A 15,919-nucleotide genomic window follows, 5' to 3' on the forward strand; every position below is an offset into this window, starting at 1 on the left:
CCCTGTAAAGCGTGACTGACTAAACCAAAGGAAATGTAATGAGTTTAATTAACGAAACCCATGATATAAATTTAACTAGCTGGGTAGCCTCAGCAAATGTTACAAACTGTGACTTCCCTATTCAAAACTTACCGTTTGCAGAAGTACGCCGTAAAAATTCAAGCGAAGCATTTCGTGGTGCGGTTGCCATTGGCGACCAAGTTATCGACCTTGCAAAAGTAAACCAGCTAGCAATATTCAGCGGTGACGCGCAAATAGCGGTTGCAGCAGCAAGTAATGCAACGTTAAATGAATTTATGGGTTTAGGTCAGCAATACTGGTCAGCACTTCGTTTAGCACTGTCTAAAGCGCTACGTGAAGGCTCAGCAGAACAAGCTACATTAAGTGAAGCACTGATCGCACAAGCTGATATAGAATTCGCATTACCATGTCGCATTGGTGATTACACAGATTTTTATACTTCAATTTACCACGCAACTGCGGTTGGTAGCTTGTTCCGCCCTGATAACCCATTATTACCGAACTACAAATGGGTACCAATTGGTTACCATGGTCGTTCATCGTCAATCGATGTTTCAGGTCAAACTTTTCATCGCCCTAACGGCCAAACTAAAGCGCCTGATGCTGAAGTACCGTCGTTTGGCCCATGTAAACGTCTTGATTACGAGCTAGAGCTAGGTATTTACCTAGGTAAGGGCAATGACTTAGGTGATGCTATCGCGATTGAAAATGCAGAAAACCACGTATTTGGCTTCTGCGTATTTAATGATTGGTCAGCACGTGATTTACAAGCATGGGAATACCAGCCTCTTGGGCCGTTTCTTGCTAAAAACTTCGCATCAACGGTATCTCCATGGATTGTGACAACGGAAGCACTGGCGCCTTACAGAACATCATGGACACGCGATGAGAACGATCCACAGCCACTTGATTACTTAGAATCAACCCATAACCGTGAGCTTGGTGCTTTTGATATTAAAATGGATGTATTGATTGAAACGCAAAAAATGCGTGATGAAGGCCATACTCCTGCTCAAGTATCAAAATCAAGCTTTAAACACTCATACTGGACTGTGGCGCAAATGGTCACTCATCACACAGTAAATGGTTGTAACTTTATGCCTGGCGATATGCTTGGATCAGGTACACAGTCTGGTCCTACCCATGAAGAAGCTGGTTCACTGCTTGAGTTATCTCGTGGCGGCAAAGAAAAAATAACACTCAGTAATGGCGAGCAACGCAGCTTTTTAGAAGATGGCGACAATGTTGTTATGCGTGGTTGGTGTGAAGCTGATGGCTTTGCACGCATTGGTTTTGGCTCAGTAGAAGGGACTATCCTTCCTGCTAAGTAATTAAATAGCCAATATTTTTAATATCAGGTTAATATAAAAAACGCTCATTTGAGCGTTTTTTTACATTTTAATTATTATAAATTACAATTTTTTTCTGGCTTTTTCAGCTCAAATTGCTATCTTAAATCGGTTAATAGCCAGTATTTATAAGCCATGTCAGTATTTATTAAGTCTTTTTATCATCGAGTTTTCCCAGCGCGACAGCTGTTGATCCGCCAAAATGGTGAGGTCAAACATGTCATATTGGCTCCTTGGTTACAAATTTGTGTCGCCCTGTCTATTTTAATTGCTTTAACTTGGCTTGCTGCATCTACACTTCAAGTTTACTCACAAACAAATAAAATTTCTGATATCGAGCAAAATCAATTATCAAAGCAACAACAATGGCAGCAGCAGCAAAGCGCCCAACAAATACAACACACCAAACAATTAGAGCAGCTGCGTATTCTTGAGCAAAAACATGCTTTGCTGCAAAGCATGATTGAGTCACTCCCAGAATCCATCAGTAAGCAAAATGATAATGTCAGTGACTCACCAATAAAAAATAGTGAACAACAAAGTGATTTCCATGTACCTCTTATTGACGAAAGTGACGAAAAAAACACGTCAGTAAATAATTTAAACTCGTTGACTGTAGATCAACGTTTTGTAGCATTGACGAACAGCTATGAACGCAGTTTTTTGCAATTAGAGGTGCAAATAGAGCAACGGCAACAGCATATTCTTACAATGCTCAAAGGTGCAGGCTTAGATACAGCATTAGCCAAGCGCTTAAGTTATGCAACGCCTAAAGCAGCTCAAGGGGGGCCGTTGGATTTATTTGATGAGTCGAAAATTCCTATGCAGTTTTTAGCCATCGCAGATAAGTTACTTTCTCTCAATGCACTTGAGAATTTTTTAAACGAATTACCCCACGCCCTTCCCGCAGCCGACTATTATATCTCTAGTAGTTATGGGTTGCGTAAAGATCCTATGAATGGCCGACGTGCTTTTCACAAGGGTGTTGATTTAGCGGGTTGGCATAAAACTGAAATTTTCGCCCCTGCTGATGGTATTGTTTTACGTGCCGGGCGAAATGGTGGCTATGGCAATTTTATTGAGTTACAGCATAAAAATGGCTTTGTTACTCGTTTTGGTCACTTGCATAAAATTAAAGTAAAAAAAGGCCAAAGCATTACTAAAAATGATGTTATTGGTTTAATGGGTAGCACCGGTAGAAGTACGAGCACTCATTTACACTATGAAGTATTACTTAATGGCAAACATGTCAATCCTGTAAAAATCACAAAGGCGCTCTCTCGTGTTCGGTAAAAAAAAATCTCCTGTGGGTAATTCATCAAGCTCACATTTAAAAAGAACTAATAATACGCCGTCGATTATCTCTGAAGATGTACGGTTAACTGGTAGCTTAGTGAGCCAAGGTGAGGTCCAACTTGATGGTCGCATTGATGGTGATGTTCGTGTTAATCATCTTGTGATCGGTACTACGGGTACGGTTGAAGGAACTGTCACCGCTGAAAGCGTTATAGTCAAAGGTAAAATCTTTGGCTCACTTAACGCAAGTAAAGTCGTTATTGAAAGCTCTGCACAAGTTCATGGTGATGTCTACCAAGATACATTGAGCATTGATGCTGGTGCTATTATTGAAGGTAATTTAAAACAACGTCATGAAGCTGAAACGGTCGCATTAATTAATAATGATACTGAGTCAAAATCAGAACTGACCTCAGTTCTTAGCGAAGGCGATAACGACTTGTCGTTTTTTAATAAACAAGCCGCAGAAAAAGAATAAAACACGCTGTCTTTAAGTTATTTTTTCTCAGTTATGTACATTGTTATATCTGCGGTGAACACCAGTTCATTGCGGGTATTATAAAGCTTTACAGGTACTACTAAATCTTCTTTATCGTGCCATTGTCTTGGCATCGGTATTTCAGCAATCGCAGTCACATCGGTATCTACTTTCGCCAAGTATTTTACCGTCATGCCCTTTGGGATCCAACGATGTGTTTTGCTTGGGACTGTAGCATCAACCATAACACCAGCACACAATTCAGCCAAGTTACACTGCGCAATAGCGTGAATAGTCCCTATATGATTAAACACCTTACGACGTTTTTTAACAACCGCACTGCAATGCCCATCGCGTAATTCAAGTATGTAAGGTTTTATAGAACCAAAATACGGCGCTTTAAAACATACCGCTTTACTAAAAAGCCAGTTTCCGTATGGTAACTTTGTTACTCTTCGCCAGATTTTTAACACAGAACCACCACTCATAGCTCAATCTCTACCACTGTAAATAAAATCAAAACTAACACATCAGACCAGTTATTCAAGGTTTAATAAACTGTCATTCATTCGTTAGCAAAAAAATTATCTTTCACTGACTACGTATGTACCTATATCTCCGCTTTCTTTTTTTCAATTAAGTTCTTAGAATAGCAGCCATAAGGAGCATTCATGCCAACAACAGATCCGCGTCGCCATCTTCGTGTTATTTTAATACTCGCTTTACTGGTTGTATTTTGCCCATTAGCGATTGATATATACCTACCAGCCTTTCCAGACATTGCGCATGCACTGAGCATTGATGAGCAAAAAGTACAGTTAACTGTCGCGATTTTTATGTTAACGGTTGGTTTAGGCCAACTTATTGCAGGCCCACTTGCAGATAAATTTGGGCGTAAACCTATCGCACTCGCTGGCATTATTTTGTATGGTTTGTCATCTTTATTGGCGTATATGTCACCGAACTTTACTGTATTAATGTGTGCTCGTGCATTGCAAGGGTTTGGCGCATGTGCCACTTTTGTTGTAGCATTTGCGATTGTGCGTGACACGTATGGCAGTGCTAAAAGCGGTCAAATGATCACTTACCTCAACGGAATTGTGTGCTTTATCCCTGCCCTTGCTCCTATTTTAGGTGCTTGGTTAACCGTGCAGTTTGGTTGGCGGATGAACTTTTTATTTTTAGCCGGCTTTGCGTGCGTAGGTCTTCTATTGACGTTGCTATTTTTCAAAGAGACTCGCCCAAGTGACAGTCATTACCAGGGGCACATATTAGACATACGCCGATTTGTGCCAATTATTACCACACCTGTATTTTTCTTTAATAGCTTACTGTGCATGGTAGCAATGTCAGCTATTTTAGCATTTGTAACACTAGCGCCTGGCTGGATCATGACCGAACTTGGTGGCACAGTCGGTGATTTCACTTTTTGGTTTACGCTCAATGCGATTGTCAGTATTGTCGCCAGCTTTATTGCGCCGCTCTATATCAAGCGTCACAGCCAAAAAGCATTAAAGTTAGGGGTTAGCTTGCTAATTCTATCAGGCGTGCTGGTATTAGTGATGAGTGAGCTCAGAACGGCCTTTACTTTTATGTTACCAATTTTAATAGCTGCATTAGGCTTTGCGCTAAGTTTAGGGTCAGCTGCGGGTATGGCATTGTCACATTTTCCTAAGCAAGCAGGCACTGCATCAGCATTAATTGGTCTAATGCAAATGAGTGGCGCTGGGTTACTAGTGATGCTTACGCAAGTACTGCCATTTAATGCCCCTGAGTTTATTGCTTTTCATCTTCTGTTGTTACTGCCATTGTGGGTAGTATTGCTCAGTAAAAAAGCACATATTTACCACCCTACTCAAACGGCGCAACCATAATGCTGGTTAACTATGAATTTTTGTTATCTTTCTTGGCAGCCAGTTTTTTAATTGCAGTAGCGCCAGGGCCATCAAATGCATTTTTAATGGCACAAACATTCGCAAATGGCCGCGCTGCAGGCTTGCAAAGTGCATTTGGGTTTGCCTTAGGTGGTGTTGCTCATACTCTATTTGCTGTTGCAGGGTTAACTGCCATTTTAAAAGCCTCTGAAACCGCATATGCAACGGTACAATATGCTGGTGCCGCCTACCTTTGCTACCTTGGTATTATGATGCTTAAAAGCACCTTCAGTAATGCAACTGAAAACAGTGATGATAAGCCCAAAGTCAGTAATAAGGCGCAAAACGTTATGTTTCAAGCTATGATGACCGAAGTGCTAAACCCTAAAGTGGCGCTCTTTTTTATTGCGTTTATACCTCAGTTTGTTGATACGAGTTTATCAACGTCGACTACTTTTCAATTAGCATTTTTTGGTTTGCTTTACCCTCTTTTTGCTTTTCCAATCGACTGCACATATATTTATTTTGGCGATAAGATAGCAAACTACTTTCGCGATCATCCGCAAAGTCAAATTTGGATTGACCGCATAACAGGCGTCGTATTTATTGCACTGGCAATTAATCTATTAATGTAATAAAAATAAGAGTCAACATGGAACAAAAACAACAAACACTCCCAGCTCGTAAAAATATTGCGCTCGTTGCCCACGATGGAAAAAAAGCAGCGCTGCAAGCATGGTGCAGCAAACACAAGGATGACTTAAGTAGGCATACTTTGTATGGTACTGGCACCACTGGTCACTTAATTGAGCGTAATACAGGGCTTGAGGTTATCAAGCTATTAAGTGGCCCGATGGGGGGCGATCAACAGCTTGGCGCTAAAATCGCTGAACATGAAATTCATATGTTAATTTTCTTTTGGGATCCATTGGCCTCTCAGCCTCATGACCCTGATGTTAAAGCCTTGCTACGTCTAGCTGCGGTATGGAATATTCCGGTGGCGTGTAATGAAGTTAGTGCTGATATGATATTAAGCTCGTCGTTAATGCACAGCGAGCTTGAACGTACCTTGCCAGATTACGAAAAATACCTCGCAACCCGACAAGTTAATTTATAAGTTAAACTATAAATTAAGTCTGCCTACTTATAAATTATATTAGCCCACTTGGTTAAACCAGCGGTGACACTACCAAAGTGATCACCGTTCACCATTTTTATATCGCCTAAGTGTTGTTGCAAGGCCGCTTTAATTAAGGGTGATTGTGCGCTACCACCAGTCAAATAAATAACATCTGGTGGTACACCCGCATCGCTAATTGCTTGCTTTGCTAAGGTCACTATTTGGCTGATTGAATCATCAACCGCCAGCGCTAGCTCATTGGTGCTTATTAATTTAATTAACTGCGGCGATAAAAAGCCCAAATCACACTCAAATGTAGCTTGCGAAGACAATGCAATTTTAGCAGCCTCCCCTTGCTGAACAAGTTGGTGACCTTGCTTGTTCTGCTGTAGCGTAATTAAACGTTTGAATAAGTCAGGTTCACTTACATCACGCAGCTGCGTTAATAACTCGCGGGTATGTGATTGCGCATAAAACTGACTTTGCAAGTTCACATCATTAATTTTACACGCTTGCCAAAACGCCTGATTCGGTAAAGGTAAGCCTGACTTAAACGTAGTACCTAAACCTAGTAATGGCATAAGTGCGTGGTAGCTCAGTGCAATGTCTAAATCATTACCACCAACACGTTTACCTGTATGCGCTAAAAAGTCACTATCACGATCATTATTATTACGAAAGCTTGGGCCCATTTGCACAAACGAGCAATCACTGGTCCCCCCGCCAATATCAATAACCAAAACTTTTTGGTCTTCGGTTAGGTCACTTTCATAATCAATCCCAGCTGCCAGTGGTTCGTATAAAAAAGCCACGTCTTGAAAGCCTGCTCGTTTAGCTGCGCGCTCTAAAATACCAATGGCTTGCTTATTTGACTCTTCCCCGCCCACTGCTTGAAAGTTCACAGGGCGACCTATAACGGTGTGTGTTAGTTGTTTTTGTAACGACGCTTCAGCACGCTGTTTTATTTTTAAAATCATCGCAGTCGCAATGTCTTCAAAAAAGTTAATTTGCCCTTGCTTTAAACCTGTAGCCCCAAAAAATGATTTAGGAGATTTAACAAAATAACCTTCTTCTGGAAATTGTACATATTCACTAATGGCTTCACGACCGATAAATAAACTTTCATCGCCAGGGACAAGATCTAAATCTGATTTAATGCGAGGCATCGTGTTAAGCAGCGCTTGGCGCTGAATTCTAAAGTCGCTTTCGTAAGCGGTGCCAGTTAAATGTTGTGCAACAAAATCAACGACTAATGCACTATGGTGCGTATATAAGGTTGAGGGTAGGTAAAACTTACCTTGCTCTAAGGGTACTAACTCAACTGTATTTTGAGCATTCATTACACCCATTGCGCAATTAGAACTACCATAATCAAAACCAACTACCATTATTTCACCGTTACTCACATCAAAAGGCCGCGCAATTTAGCACATTTAGTGATTTTTTGAAACGTTATTCAGGTGTGCGTACTCTTAAAAAACTCGCAAAACGAGGGAGCCCGTGCTTGGTAAAACCGTGATAACGGTAAGTAATTGTTACGCCTAATGCTGGTGGTATTCGTCTTTGTGCATCGCTAAATCCAGTGCCTATTGTAAACTCTAATCCATCACTATTTTTAACCCGCAAAGCGCCTAACATGCCCTGATACTTACCCTTACCTGGTAAGTGAGCAATAACCATGGCCTCATTATCAAAATACGGTTTGAGTTTTAATAACGAAGACGATCGACCATCACGGTGTTTTGCACTGGCTAAATGAAGCATAACGCCTTCAGCACCTTGCTGTACGGTGCGCTCAAAATACGCAGTAAGGGTTTCATTTGATGTAAACTGATGTTGTTTTACTGCGACAATGTGGGGCTGATTTATATTACTGACTAGTCGCTGATAATTTTGATAACGGACATTGAAAGGATTTACTTTATCTGGCATATCAAAGACACGGTAACTGACCTTTCGCCAGTCATCATCATTTGGTTTTATAGTGCGTACAATGCCACTGAGTGAGGCAAAGTCTTGGTGTTTAGTCCAAAGTTCGCCATCTAACCACACGTTTGGTAATACATCCACAAACCAATGTGGCGCATTAATAGTGTTACCATTACGCGTTACAAATTGATTACCAGTCCAAATGGCTCTAACACCATCAAACTTTTCACTTACTAAATAGCGCGATACAGCAATATCATTATTTGCATCATATACATTAGCAAGCTGCACGTGAGGAGTGGTCGTTGATAACAACGTTTTAATCGCGTTTTTATCGTCATTTGCAGCTACGTTAACTTGGCTGAAAACAAGTACACATAACAATAACGCGTTATAAATCCTTTTATTCATCACGGTATCCTTACAGGGTTGATACCTACACTATAGCTTAATCTGTACCCATTGCCATAGTTGCTGAAGATTTTCAAACCGTGCAGTTGCTTTGCTCAAGTCATGGTTAAGCGTATGCTTATTGGGTATAGCCATAACACGAACTTGCGCATTATATGCAGCAGTAACCCCCGTGTGAGTATCTTCAATTGCAATGGCATTTTGCGCCGTAATATTAAGTGTGTTTAAAGCAAGTAAATAAGGATCAGCAGCAGGCTTAGGGTTAACAACATCATCTTTAGTTACCACACAATCAAATAATGTATAAAAGCCGTACCCTTTAAGAATAGGTAATGCCTCAGCGCGGGCACTGCCTGTTACGAGTGCCATTTTTAAACCACTTTGCTTTACAGCCAGTAAAACTTCTTTTGCATAGGGCATTAAAGGCGGTAAATGGTTTGATACAAATTCACTAAAGTAATCATATTTAGCTTTCGCCAGCGCTTTAGGAGTTATATCCAACTGATAATGCGCCACCACTTCTTTTGCGGCTTCTAATGTTGCCTTACCAGAAAAACGCTGACAAAATTCGTCTTCTTCGTAGCAAATACCATACTTGGCTAATACATCATTCCAACAATTAAAATGCACGCTTTCTGAATCAACTAGCGTGCCATCCATGTCAAATAAAACAGCCTTTAAAGTCATCCTCATTCCTTTATTTTTAATTATAAAAAAAGGCGCACATAGCACCTTTTATAATATATATTATTGCGTTAAACCCGCTGGTGGCTCTGCAAACGCTTCTGCGCCAGTCTCAACATCAACCAGCTCATAACCTCGCTCTTTTCTAATAACTTTTAATACCGGCTTTTCAAACGCTGTTTTAAGACGCGTTGCATCATCTTGCAATGCCTCTAACGTGTTACCAAATGGCGCTGCACCCGTTTCAGACCAGTTTGTTACTTTACCGTTTAGGTTGTATTCCACTTCGTGTATTTGATATTGCGCAGCATCGTCTTTTGTTGCTTCACAAAAAATAACTCGGTAATTCCAAAATCCAGCCATCACTATTCTCTTTAATTAAAAAATCTATACACATTACTTTAGCAGCAAAGCTTTTCAATATAAACGAAAAAACCCGCTAAGAAGCGGGCTTTATAATCAGATTACTAAAAGCTTAGAAAAACTTAACTTTAAATTCAGCGCCAATGTAACGCTCTTCATTAACCATACCTGTGTTGTTATTGAAGTCGACAGCACCGATTGCTTGTTGCTCATTAAACATATTACGCACGAATCCTGAAACTTCGTATTCATAATCGCCTTCTGACCAGTTATAACCAGCGCGTAGGCCCGTTTCTAACAATGCTTTACCTTCAAACTCAACTGACTCATATAAGAAAAAGTCAATTTTGCTACGGTACGAAACGTCGGCATATGCAAAGAAGTCACCATCAGCAAGTTCTTTCGTATAGCGTAACGTTATGTTAGAAATCCACTCTGGTGCATGCGGTAAGTTATTGCCATCTAAAATTGCACGATCCTCAGGACCAAATGGGCCTGGTACTTGGAAAGTAGGATCTGTAACAGTGCATTGCCCACACACAGCAACAGCTAAATCGTTATCATCAAGTTCAGTTTTATTGTAACTTAAATTGAATGTAGCATTTAACTCATCTGTTAATACCCACTCTGTATCCAGCTCAAAACCGTAACCAGTCGTTTTATCAGCATTAATCAAGCGATTAAAGTTTGCACCACCACCAACAGCAGTTAATTGTTGATCATCCATTTGGAAATAGAAGATAGTTGCGTTAACACGACCACGGCCATCTAGCACATCAGACTTAATACCTGTTTCATAAGATGTCACAGTTTCTGATTTAGCAACAGTCACTTCATTACCAAATAAGATACGACCTTGTACGCTTGGTGCACGAAAACTGTTAGCAATACGCGTATACCAGTTAACATCATCATTCACTTTATAGCTTGTTGAAATATCCCAGCTGATATGATCATCATTTAAATCTTCAGTTAAAGATAACGCACCGCCACCAATTGGGCTTACAGTACGATTTGCAGAGAATTGTTTATCGTCATCTGAATAACGAAGGCCAGCAGTAACTTTTAAGTCATCTGAGATAGTGTAGTCAACAGAACCAAACACAGCCCATGCTTTAGTGTCTTGTTGTTGTAATACATAGCCATTTAACTTGCCATTTGCAGACGTGTCAAAGCTGTAGTTTTCAATAGTCAGTGCTTCATCAAAGTAGAACACACCTACTTGGTAATTTACATCACCTGAAAAGTTACTCGATAAGCGAAGTTCTTGAGTATATTGATCATGATCAGGAATACCATCAGCACTTTCTGAGCTAAAAGGTATAAAACCAGGGCCCATTGGCGCGTCTTGACCATCAACTTTATAGCCACCGTAACCGCCATCGATGTCTGCACGAGAGAAAATCTCTGCACTTTCCCATGCTGAGATAGACGTAATAGTATGATTAGCAAGATCCCACTCAAGCTTTAAGCTTGCACCTTGAGATTCTACATGCTGAACAGCACGTGATACTGCATCTTGATAAATCACATCATGTTCGTAATTATCAACAAGCTCATTTGAGCCTTTTTCAATAACATTGGCGCGAAAAGCAATTGGTGAACCAATCATGTCGCGTACATGGTAGTTAAATAAACCAGTAAAGTCGTCGCCTTCATATAAAAACTGAATACGCGCTGCTTTATCAGTGTAACCGCCAAGGACATCTTTTTGTTCAAAACCAGGTGCACGATTATCGATATAATCGTCTTTATTTTGCCAAAGTACTGAAACTCGTGTTGATAAGCGATCTGTTAATGACCCACCTACTGCACCTTCAAAATCAACAGCACCTAGACTACCGTAAGAAACTGAGCCATAGCCATCAAATTCTTGACCTGGTTTTACTGTGTCGAACTTAACAAGGCCTGCCGGTGTATTACGACCAAACAAAGTACCTTGAGGACCACGTAAAACTTCTACGCGCGCCACATCAAAAACAGGAAAGCCTTTTAAAATAGCATTTTCTTGCACAACTTCATCAACAACTAACGAAACAGGTTGTGAAGCATTTAAATCAAAATCGGTATTACCTAAGCCACGAACATAAAAGCGTGGGAATGAACGACCAAATGAAGACTCAATTGATAAGCTTGGAATTTTCGCATTCATAAAACGAATATCCATACCTGCAGAGCTGTAGGCATCTAAGCTGTCACCTTGTAACGCAGAAACAGCAACAGGGACTTCCTGTGCATTTTCTACACGCTTACGCGCGGTGATTTGAATAACTTCTAATTGGTTGTTTTTCTCAGCAGCTGGCGTTTGCTCAGCAGCAAGAGTTGAAAATGAAGTACCTGCTACAGCAGAGAACAACGTTGCATTAATTAGGGTTGCTAACGTAGATCTTTTCATTGCTTTCATGTCGGGGTTTAACCTTTTGTATGCACTCTTGTTCAACGGTTGGGGTGTTGCGCCAAATTCACTCGGCGGGCTCGGCCAATTTTTCGCGCCTTGCAGTAAGCTGCGCGGACCTCTTTGTCGAGAGTGCAAAACGAAGTAAAGAGGCTGAACGAACGCTGAAGATTATAACACTGTATGACAGTTTTGCTGCATAAATATGTACAATAAGATAAAGTTTTTACAACAAATACCGACAAGTTAAGCGAACTTAGGACACTTTATGCAATTATTTTTATTTTATGCGGACATATGTCCTATCAACTATCGGGTTAAAATTGTAGGGAATCCCGCAGATCTATTTAATAACTATTTGCATTGTAAATTTAGGTACGCATTATTTACGCTGAATACGATTTGATTTATCCTTACTTCCTCTATACCAATAATTGAAGTGTGCATATTTTAAGTTATAGATTAATGAGGACTTTAGTTTCGATATACCCAAGCCTCCTCAAGATACGAGCGTCGTTGGAATTAAAAGGATTTAGGCAAGGAATTGATTGCAAATAATGGCTGTTCCCTTTTAAAATCAATCCCTTATAAAAGTAACGCAGTATAAATCCCTTTTAAACCAACCCGCTAGGCGTTTCACAGGCACTTACTCTCATCGTTGTTACTTCTTAAAAGGGGCTGCCATTGTTGCAAAGTAACGCCTTGATATTAAGCCCCTGTGAAACGCTGAATTATGCATCTTGAGGTGGCTTGGGTATAAAATGCGATAAAAACACTTTTCAGGTTGGCTGAATTAATGCCAACCTGAAAAGGGATATATTATTTATAATTTAAACTCGCCAACTAACCCGTTGAGTTTTTGCGACATCTCACTTAACTGCTCACTTGATTGATGTGTATGCTTTGCACCTAACTCAGTTTGCTCTGCAATCGCTGATATCTCTGTAATATTGCTACCTATGCTGGTCATTGCTTTTTGTTGATCATTCGTTGCTAATGCAATGTCTTCGCTTATTGTAAATAAAACATGCACAGCTTCGTCTATTTGCTGTAATGTTTGTGTACACTCGTGACTCACAGATAACCCATATTGAGTTGCAGAATGGGCTTGTTGCATTTGCTCAACGGTTAACCCCACTCTTGCTTGAAGTTGCTCAATCATTAGTTGAATACTCCCTGTCGACTCTTGAGTACGTTTAGCGAGCGTTCTTACTTCATCAGCAACAACCGCAAAACCACGACCTTGATCACCCGCTCTCGCGGCTTCAATTGCTGCATTTAATGCTAATAAGTTAGTTTGTTCTGCCACCTGTCTAATGACATTTAAAATATCACCAATTTGCTCTGATGCTGTTTGCAACTCTAATACAGCCAATTGTGCTTGCTCAACATTGCCTGCAACTTGTGTAATGGAGTTAAAATTATCCTCAACATGTTTCAAGCCCTGTTTGCTGAGCAACTCAACATCTTTTGTCGTTTGTAAACTCAACGCTGTTTGTTGGGTGATTGAATGAGCTTGTGTGCTTAGTGATGCTATATTATTTGCAACCTGAACGGTTTGTTCTTTTTGTTCTGCAATACCCACTTGTATTTGACTCGTCACACATGCTAATTCTTCAGCCTGTGAGGCAAGTGTACTGGTGTTGCCATTAATCACACTTAACACATCTTTGAAGTCATTATTCATATTGTTAAAGGCGCACGCCATGATTGAGAGCTCATCTTTACCATCGCTTTTTAAACTAATTGTGAGATCTTTATTTGCAGCAATTTCACTCATTGAATAAGTTAGCTTAGCAAGCGGTTTAGTAATATTTCGGGCTATGTATAAACCTAATAAAACCAGAACCACTATAGAGCCAAATGTACTTATTAAACTTATTTTGAGCTGTTCATTAAACTCCTCTTCAATATCATCTAAGTAAATACCTGTAGCAATAGCCCATTGCCCACTACCTAAACGTTTTACAAATGAAGTTTTTTGTTCAAGTTCTACAGATCCTGGTTTTGGCCATTGATAATAGACAAAGCCCTGGTTATACAGGCGAGCCATTTTTACAAATTGCGTAAATGCAGACGCGATAAAAGGCTTTTCATGTGTAGTCATCGATAAATCATTTAATTGTGGTTTTATGGGATGCATAACCATCTTACCGCTAAGATCAAACAAGAAAAAATAACCACTTTGCCCGTAACTTGCTTGTTTAACTAAACGCTTAATTTCATCATTACGTGCTTGTTCAGTAAGCTCAAAATTACTCTCAAGAGCTTTAAATTGACTTTCTATACTATCAACTAATAATTGAGCACTATTCTTACGCTCAATGAGCATACGGTCTTTTAAATCATAGGCATTGTGTATTTGTAAAATCAAAATAATTAAGCTGGCAAAAATAATTATGAGACGAAGTTTAGAGGATACTTTTAAGTTATTTAAACAGTTGGTTAGCAGTTTCATGGGTATTCCGGATTAATGACGACACAGAGTAAAAACTCTCATTAAGCACGCAATTGTACCCTTTTATAGAACATTTAATATAGACGCATAGCCTTTTAGCAACCTTAAAATATAAACAGCGGCTTAACGTATTGATAATAATTATCTTTTACAGTGGCGTTAATTGTAAAGAAATGTAACTGAAAGAGGAACATTTGCGAATTCCTCTTTTTGTTAATAAGATGAATTAGGTTTATAAAGAGCGCTTACGCATTAGTGCGATTTCCCCATCAATATGAATATCACGTTGTGGAAATGAAATGGTTACTTCATGCTCTGCAAATATTTTATAAATACTAAAACGAATATCACTTCGTACTTGACGCAGCATACTCTCAGATTCAGCACAAACCCAAAAAATAGCATTAAAAACAAGTGAACTATCAGCAAAGTCATCAAGTAAAACTGATGAACTTGGGGCAGGTAATATCGCTGAATGTTCTTTTAAAACTTGTTTTATTAGCCGTTCAACGAGTAATACATCCGAACCGTACGCAACACCAACACTGACTGAAGAGCGCGCGTTGCGATCAATTAACGTCCAATTGGTTACCGTATTTTCCAAAAGCTGGCTGTTAGGGATCAGCATATGCACACCATCGTTACGGCGAATTCGCGTAGAGCGGGTATTTATGGTTTCAACAACGCCTTTTGCATCTCCGACTTCTAAAAAATCACCTATACGAATTGGGCGTTCCCACATTAATATCCAGCCGCTAATAAAGTTATTAATAATGTTTTGTGCACCAAAACCCACACCAATGGCAATGGCACCAGAGACAAAAGCAAATGCGGTAAGCGGGATATTGAGAACCTCGAGCGAGGTAAAAATTAAAATCGCGATACTTAGCACTAAATAAATACGCGTAAATAAAAGCACCGCATCGGGGCTCATTTTTCGCGCTAACAAGGTTTTTTTAATAAGTCGTCCGATGCGTGTTACCAAAAACCACATTGCAAAAATAATCAGTGGCACTTGAATAACTTTCGCCACTGTAATATTGACCTCTCCGTAGCTAAAAAGCACAAAAGATAAGTAATGATAAATTTGTTCTAAGGTCATACGGCTTCCGCAAAAAATAATAAATGTGTTCAGTGTTCGCTAAGTTTAGCACGTCATAATGAGTTTTAAGGAGAAGTTAAATGCGCACAACGCACTTTATGAACAAATTATTAACATTCACTCACAGTCAGTGCTATATAAATAATAATAGCTTTAATGAGTATCAGGAGAGATTAATGTCACAATTAACCTTAAATCAAAAATTAGCCACTTTGCAGCCACTCGTTGATATGAACTTGTTTGAATCGAGCCTTGAGTACCGCAATAAAATTTTATGTTTATTGGCCGAACAAGAAAATACGCTAAATTTAATTAATAAAGAATTTGGCCACGAACAACCACCCAGCTTTAGTAGCGAAAAAAAGTTTGTATTAGGTTACAACTAATTTTGCCACACACAGTGTCTTTTCCATCCAGTCCAGCCTAATTGCCGCTTTAT

Annotated in this window: 15 protein-coding genes; 7 read left to right on the top strand and 8 right to left on the bottom strand. The window is 39.7% G+C overall.

The window, feature by feature from the left end:
* Nucleotides 1-38: 38 nt before the first annotated feature.
* The 3 genes from fahA to HJP15_RS13460 all read left to right on the top strand — a co-directional run bounded on the left by fahA (nucleotide 39) and on the right by HJP15_RS13460 (nucleotide 3,144).
* Complete coding sequence (fahA, locus tag HJP15_RS13450) at nucleotides 39-1,352, top strand: fumarylacetoacetase (RefSeq protein ID WP_170173977.1); 1,314 nt, start codon at nucleotides 39-41, stop codon at nucleotides 1,350-1,352.
* A 153-nt stretch (nucleotides 1,353-1,505) separates the two neighbouring features.
* On the top strand, nucleotides 1,506-2,663 hold the full coding sequence (locus HJP15_RS13455; RefSeq protein WP_170173978.1) for a M23 family metallopeptidase: 1,158 nt from the start codon (nucleotides 1,506-1,508) through the stop codon (nucleotides 2,661-2,663).
* Nucleotides 2,653-3,144 carry a bactofilin family protein gene (locus tag HJP15_RS13460; RefSeq protein WP_054205109.1) on the top strand — a complete coding sequence of 164 codons (492 nt, stop codon included), beginning with the start codon at nucleotides 2,653-2,655 and terminating at the stop codon, nucleotides 3,142-3,144. The genes HJP15_RS13455 and HJP15_RS13460 overlap by 11 nt, the downstream gene beginning before the upstream one ends.
* Nucleotides 3,145-3,161: 17 nt before the next feature.
* On the opposite strand, the gene HJP15_RS13465 is transcribed toward HJP15_RS13460, so the two are convergent.
* On the bottom strand, nucleotides 3,162-3,632 hold the full coding sequence (locus tag HJP15_RS13465; protein WP_054205108.1) for a hotdog fold domain-containing protein: 471 nt from the start codon (nucleotides 3,630-3,632) through the stop codon (nucleotides 3,162-3,164).
* A 183-nt stretch (nucleotides 3,633-3,815) separates the two neighbouring features.
* Here HJP15_RS13465 and HJP15_RS13470 point away from each other — a divergent pair, with 183 nt between their 5' ends.
* Genes HJP15_RS13470 through HJP15_RS13480 form a run of 3 tightly spaced genes read left to right on the top strand, consistent with a single transcriptional unit; the run spans nucleotide 3,816 to nucleotide 6,135 of the window.
* Entirely contained in the window at nucleotides 3,816-5,018 is a 1,203-nt protein-coding gene (locus HJP15_RS13470; RefSeq protein ID WP_054205107.1) for a multidrug effflux MFS transporter, read from the top strand.
* A gap of 2 nt (nucleotides 5,019-5,020) precedes the next feature.
* Entirely contained in the window at nucleotides 5,021-5,653 is a 633-nt protein-coding gene (locus tag HJP15_RS13475) for a LysE family translocator (protein ID WP_054205201.1), read from the top strand.
* Between the two features lie 17 nt (nucleotides 5,654-5,670).
* Nucleotides 5,671-6,135, top strand: a complete 465-nt coding sequence (locus HJP15_RS13480; RefSeq protein ID WP_054205106.1) for a methylglyoxal synthase — start codon at nucleotides 5,671-5,673, stop codon at nucleotides 6,133-6,135.
* A gap of 23 nt (nucleotides 6,136-6,158) precedes the next feature.
* Here HJP15_RS13480 and yegD read toward each other — a convergent pair whose 3' ends face one another.
* The 7 genes from yegD to HJP15_RS13515 form a co-directional block, all read right to left on the bottom strand.
* Nucleotides 6,159-7,526, bottom strand: a complete 1,368-nt coding sequence (gene yegD, locus HJP15_RS13485) for a molecular chaperone (protein ID WP_054205105.1) — start codon at nucleotides 7,524-7,526, stop codon at nucleotides 6,159-6,161.
* 64 nt (nucleotides 7,527-7,590) lie between these two features.
* Nucleotides 7,591-8,478, bottom strand: a complete 888-nt coding sequence (locus HJP15_RS13490; protein ID WP_082355607.1) for a DNA ligase — start codon at nucleotides 8,476-8,478, stop codon at nucleotides 7,591-7,593.
* A gap of 30 nt (nucleotides 8,479-8,508) precedes the next feature.
* On the bottom strand, nucleotides 8,509-9,165 hold the full coding sequence (locus HJP15_RS13495; RefSeq protein ID WP_054205104.1) for an HAD family hydrolase: 657 nt from the start codon (nucleotides 9,163-9,165) through the stop codon (nucleotides 8,509-8,511).
* A 60-nt stretch (nucleotides 9,166-9,225) separates the two neighbouring features.
* Entirely contained in the window at nucleotides 9,226-9,525 is a 300-nt protein-coding gene (locus tag HJP15_RS13500; protein WP_054205103.1) for a hypothetical protein, read from the bottom strand.
* A gap of 112 nt (nucleotides 9,526-9,637) precedes the next feature.
* The gene (locus HJP15_RS13505; protein WP_054205102.1) at nucleotides 9,638-11,929 is read right to left on the bottom strand and encodes a TonB-dependent receptor; all 2,292 of its coding nucleotides are present in this window, start codon (nucleotides 11,927-11,929) and stop codon (nucleotides 9,638-9,640) included.
* An 814-nt stretch (nucleotides 11,930-12,743) separates the two neighbouring features.
* Nucleotides 12,744-14,378, bottom strand: a complete 1,635-nt coding sequence (locus tag HJP15_RS13510) for a methyl-accepting chemotaxis protein (RefSeq protein WP_170173979.1) — start codon at nucleotides 14,376-14,378, stop codon at nucleotides 12,744-12,746.
* Between the two features lie 232 nt (nucleotides 14,379-14,610).
* Nucleotides 14,611-15,480, bottom strand: coding sequence for a mechanosensitive ion channel family protein (locus HJP15_RS13515; RefSeq protein ID WP_054205100.1), 870 nt, complete (start codon nucleotides 15,478-15,480; stop codon nucleotides 14,611-14,613).
* Nucleotides 15,481-15,656: 176 nt separating this feature from the next.
* Between HJP15_RS13515 and HJP15_RS13520 the strand changes: the two genes are divergently transcribed.
* On the top strand, nucleotides 15,657-15,866 hold the full coding sequence (locus tag HJP15_RS13520; protein ID WP_169328004.1) for a hypothetical protein: 210 nt from the start codon (nucleotides 15,657-15,659) through the stop codon (nucleotides 15,864-15,866).
* The last annotated feature ends 53 nt before the right edge of the window (nucleotides 15,867-15,919 follow it).

It is taken from the genome of Pseudoalteromonas sp. NEC-BIFX-2020_002 (assembly GCF_013002825.1).
Classification (GTDB): Bacteria; Pseudomonadota; Gammaproteobacteria; order Enterobacterales; family Alteromonadaceae; genus Pseudoalteromonas; species Pseudoalteromonas neustonica.

Bases quoted from the DNA above. Each gene is read 5' to 3' on its own strand.
- HJP15_RS13510 (WP_170173979.1), bottom strand. From the start codon at position 14,378: ATGAAACTGCTAACCAACTGTTTAAATAACTTAAAAGTATCCTCTAAA.
- yegD (WP_054205105.1), bottom strand. From the start codon at position 7,526: ATGGTAGTTGGTTTTGATTATGGTAGTTCTAATTGCGCAATGGGTGTA.
- HJP15_RS13480 (WP_054205106.1), top strand. From the start codon at position 5,671: ATGGAACAAAAACAACAAACACTCCCAGCTCGTAAAAATATTGCGCTC.
- HJP15_RS13455 (WP_170173978.1), top strand. From the start codon at position 1,506: ATGTCAGTATTTATTAAGTCTTTTTATCATCGAGTTTTCCCAGCGCGA.
- HJP15_RS13495 (WP_054205104.1), bottom strand. From the start codon at position 9,165: ATGACTTTAAAGGCTGTTTTATTTGACATGGATGGCACGCTAGTTGAT.
- HJP15_RS13465 (WP_054205108.1), bottom strand. From the start codon at position 3,632: ATGAGTGGTGGTTCTGTGTTAAAAATCTGGCGAAGAGTAACAAAGTTA.
- HJP15_RS13490 (WP_082355607.1), bottom strand. From the start codon at position 8,478: ATGAATAAAAGGATTTATAACGCGTTATTGTTATGTGTACTTGTTTTC.
- HJP15_RS13470 (WP_054205107.1), top strand. From the start codon at position 3,816: ATGCCAACAACAGATCCGCGTCGCCATCTTCGTGTTATTTTAATACTC.
- HJP15_RS13515 (WP_054205100.1), bottom strand. From the start codon at position 15,480: ATGACCTTAGAACAAATTTATCATTACTTATCTTTTGTGCTTTTTAGC.
- HJP15_RS13505 (WP_054205102.1), bottom strand. From the start codon at position 11,929: ATGAAAGCAATGAAAAGATCTACGTTAGCAACCCTAATTAATGCAACG.
- HJP15_RS13500 (WP_054205103.1), bottom strand. From the start codon at position 9,525: ATGGCTGGATTTTGGAATTACCGAGTTATTTTTTGTGAAGCAACAAAA.
- fahA (WP_170173977.1), top strand. From the start codon at position 39: ATGAGTTTAATTAACGAAACCCATGATATAAATTTAACTAGCTGGGTA.
- HJP15_RS13520 (WP_169328004.1), top strand. From the start codon at position 15,657: ATGTCACAATTAACCTTAAATCAAAAATTAGCCACTTTGCAGCCACTC.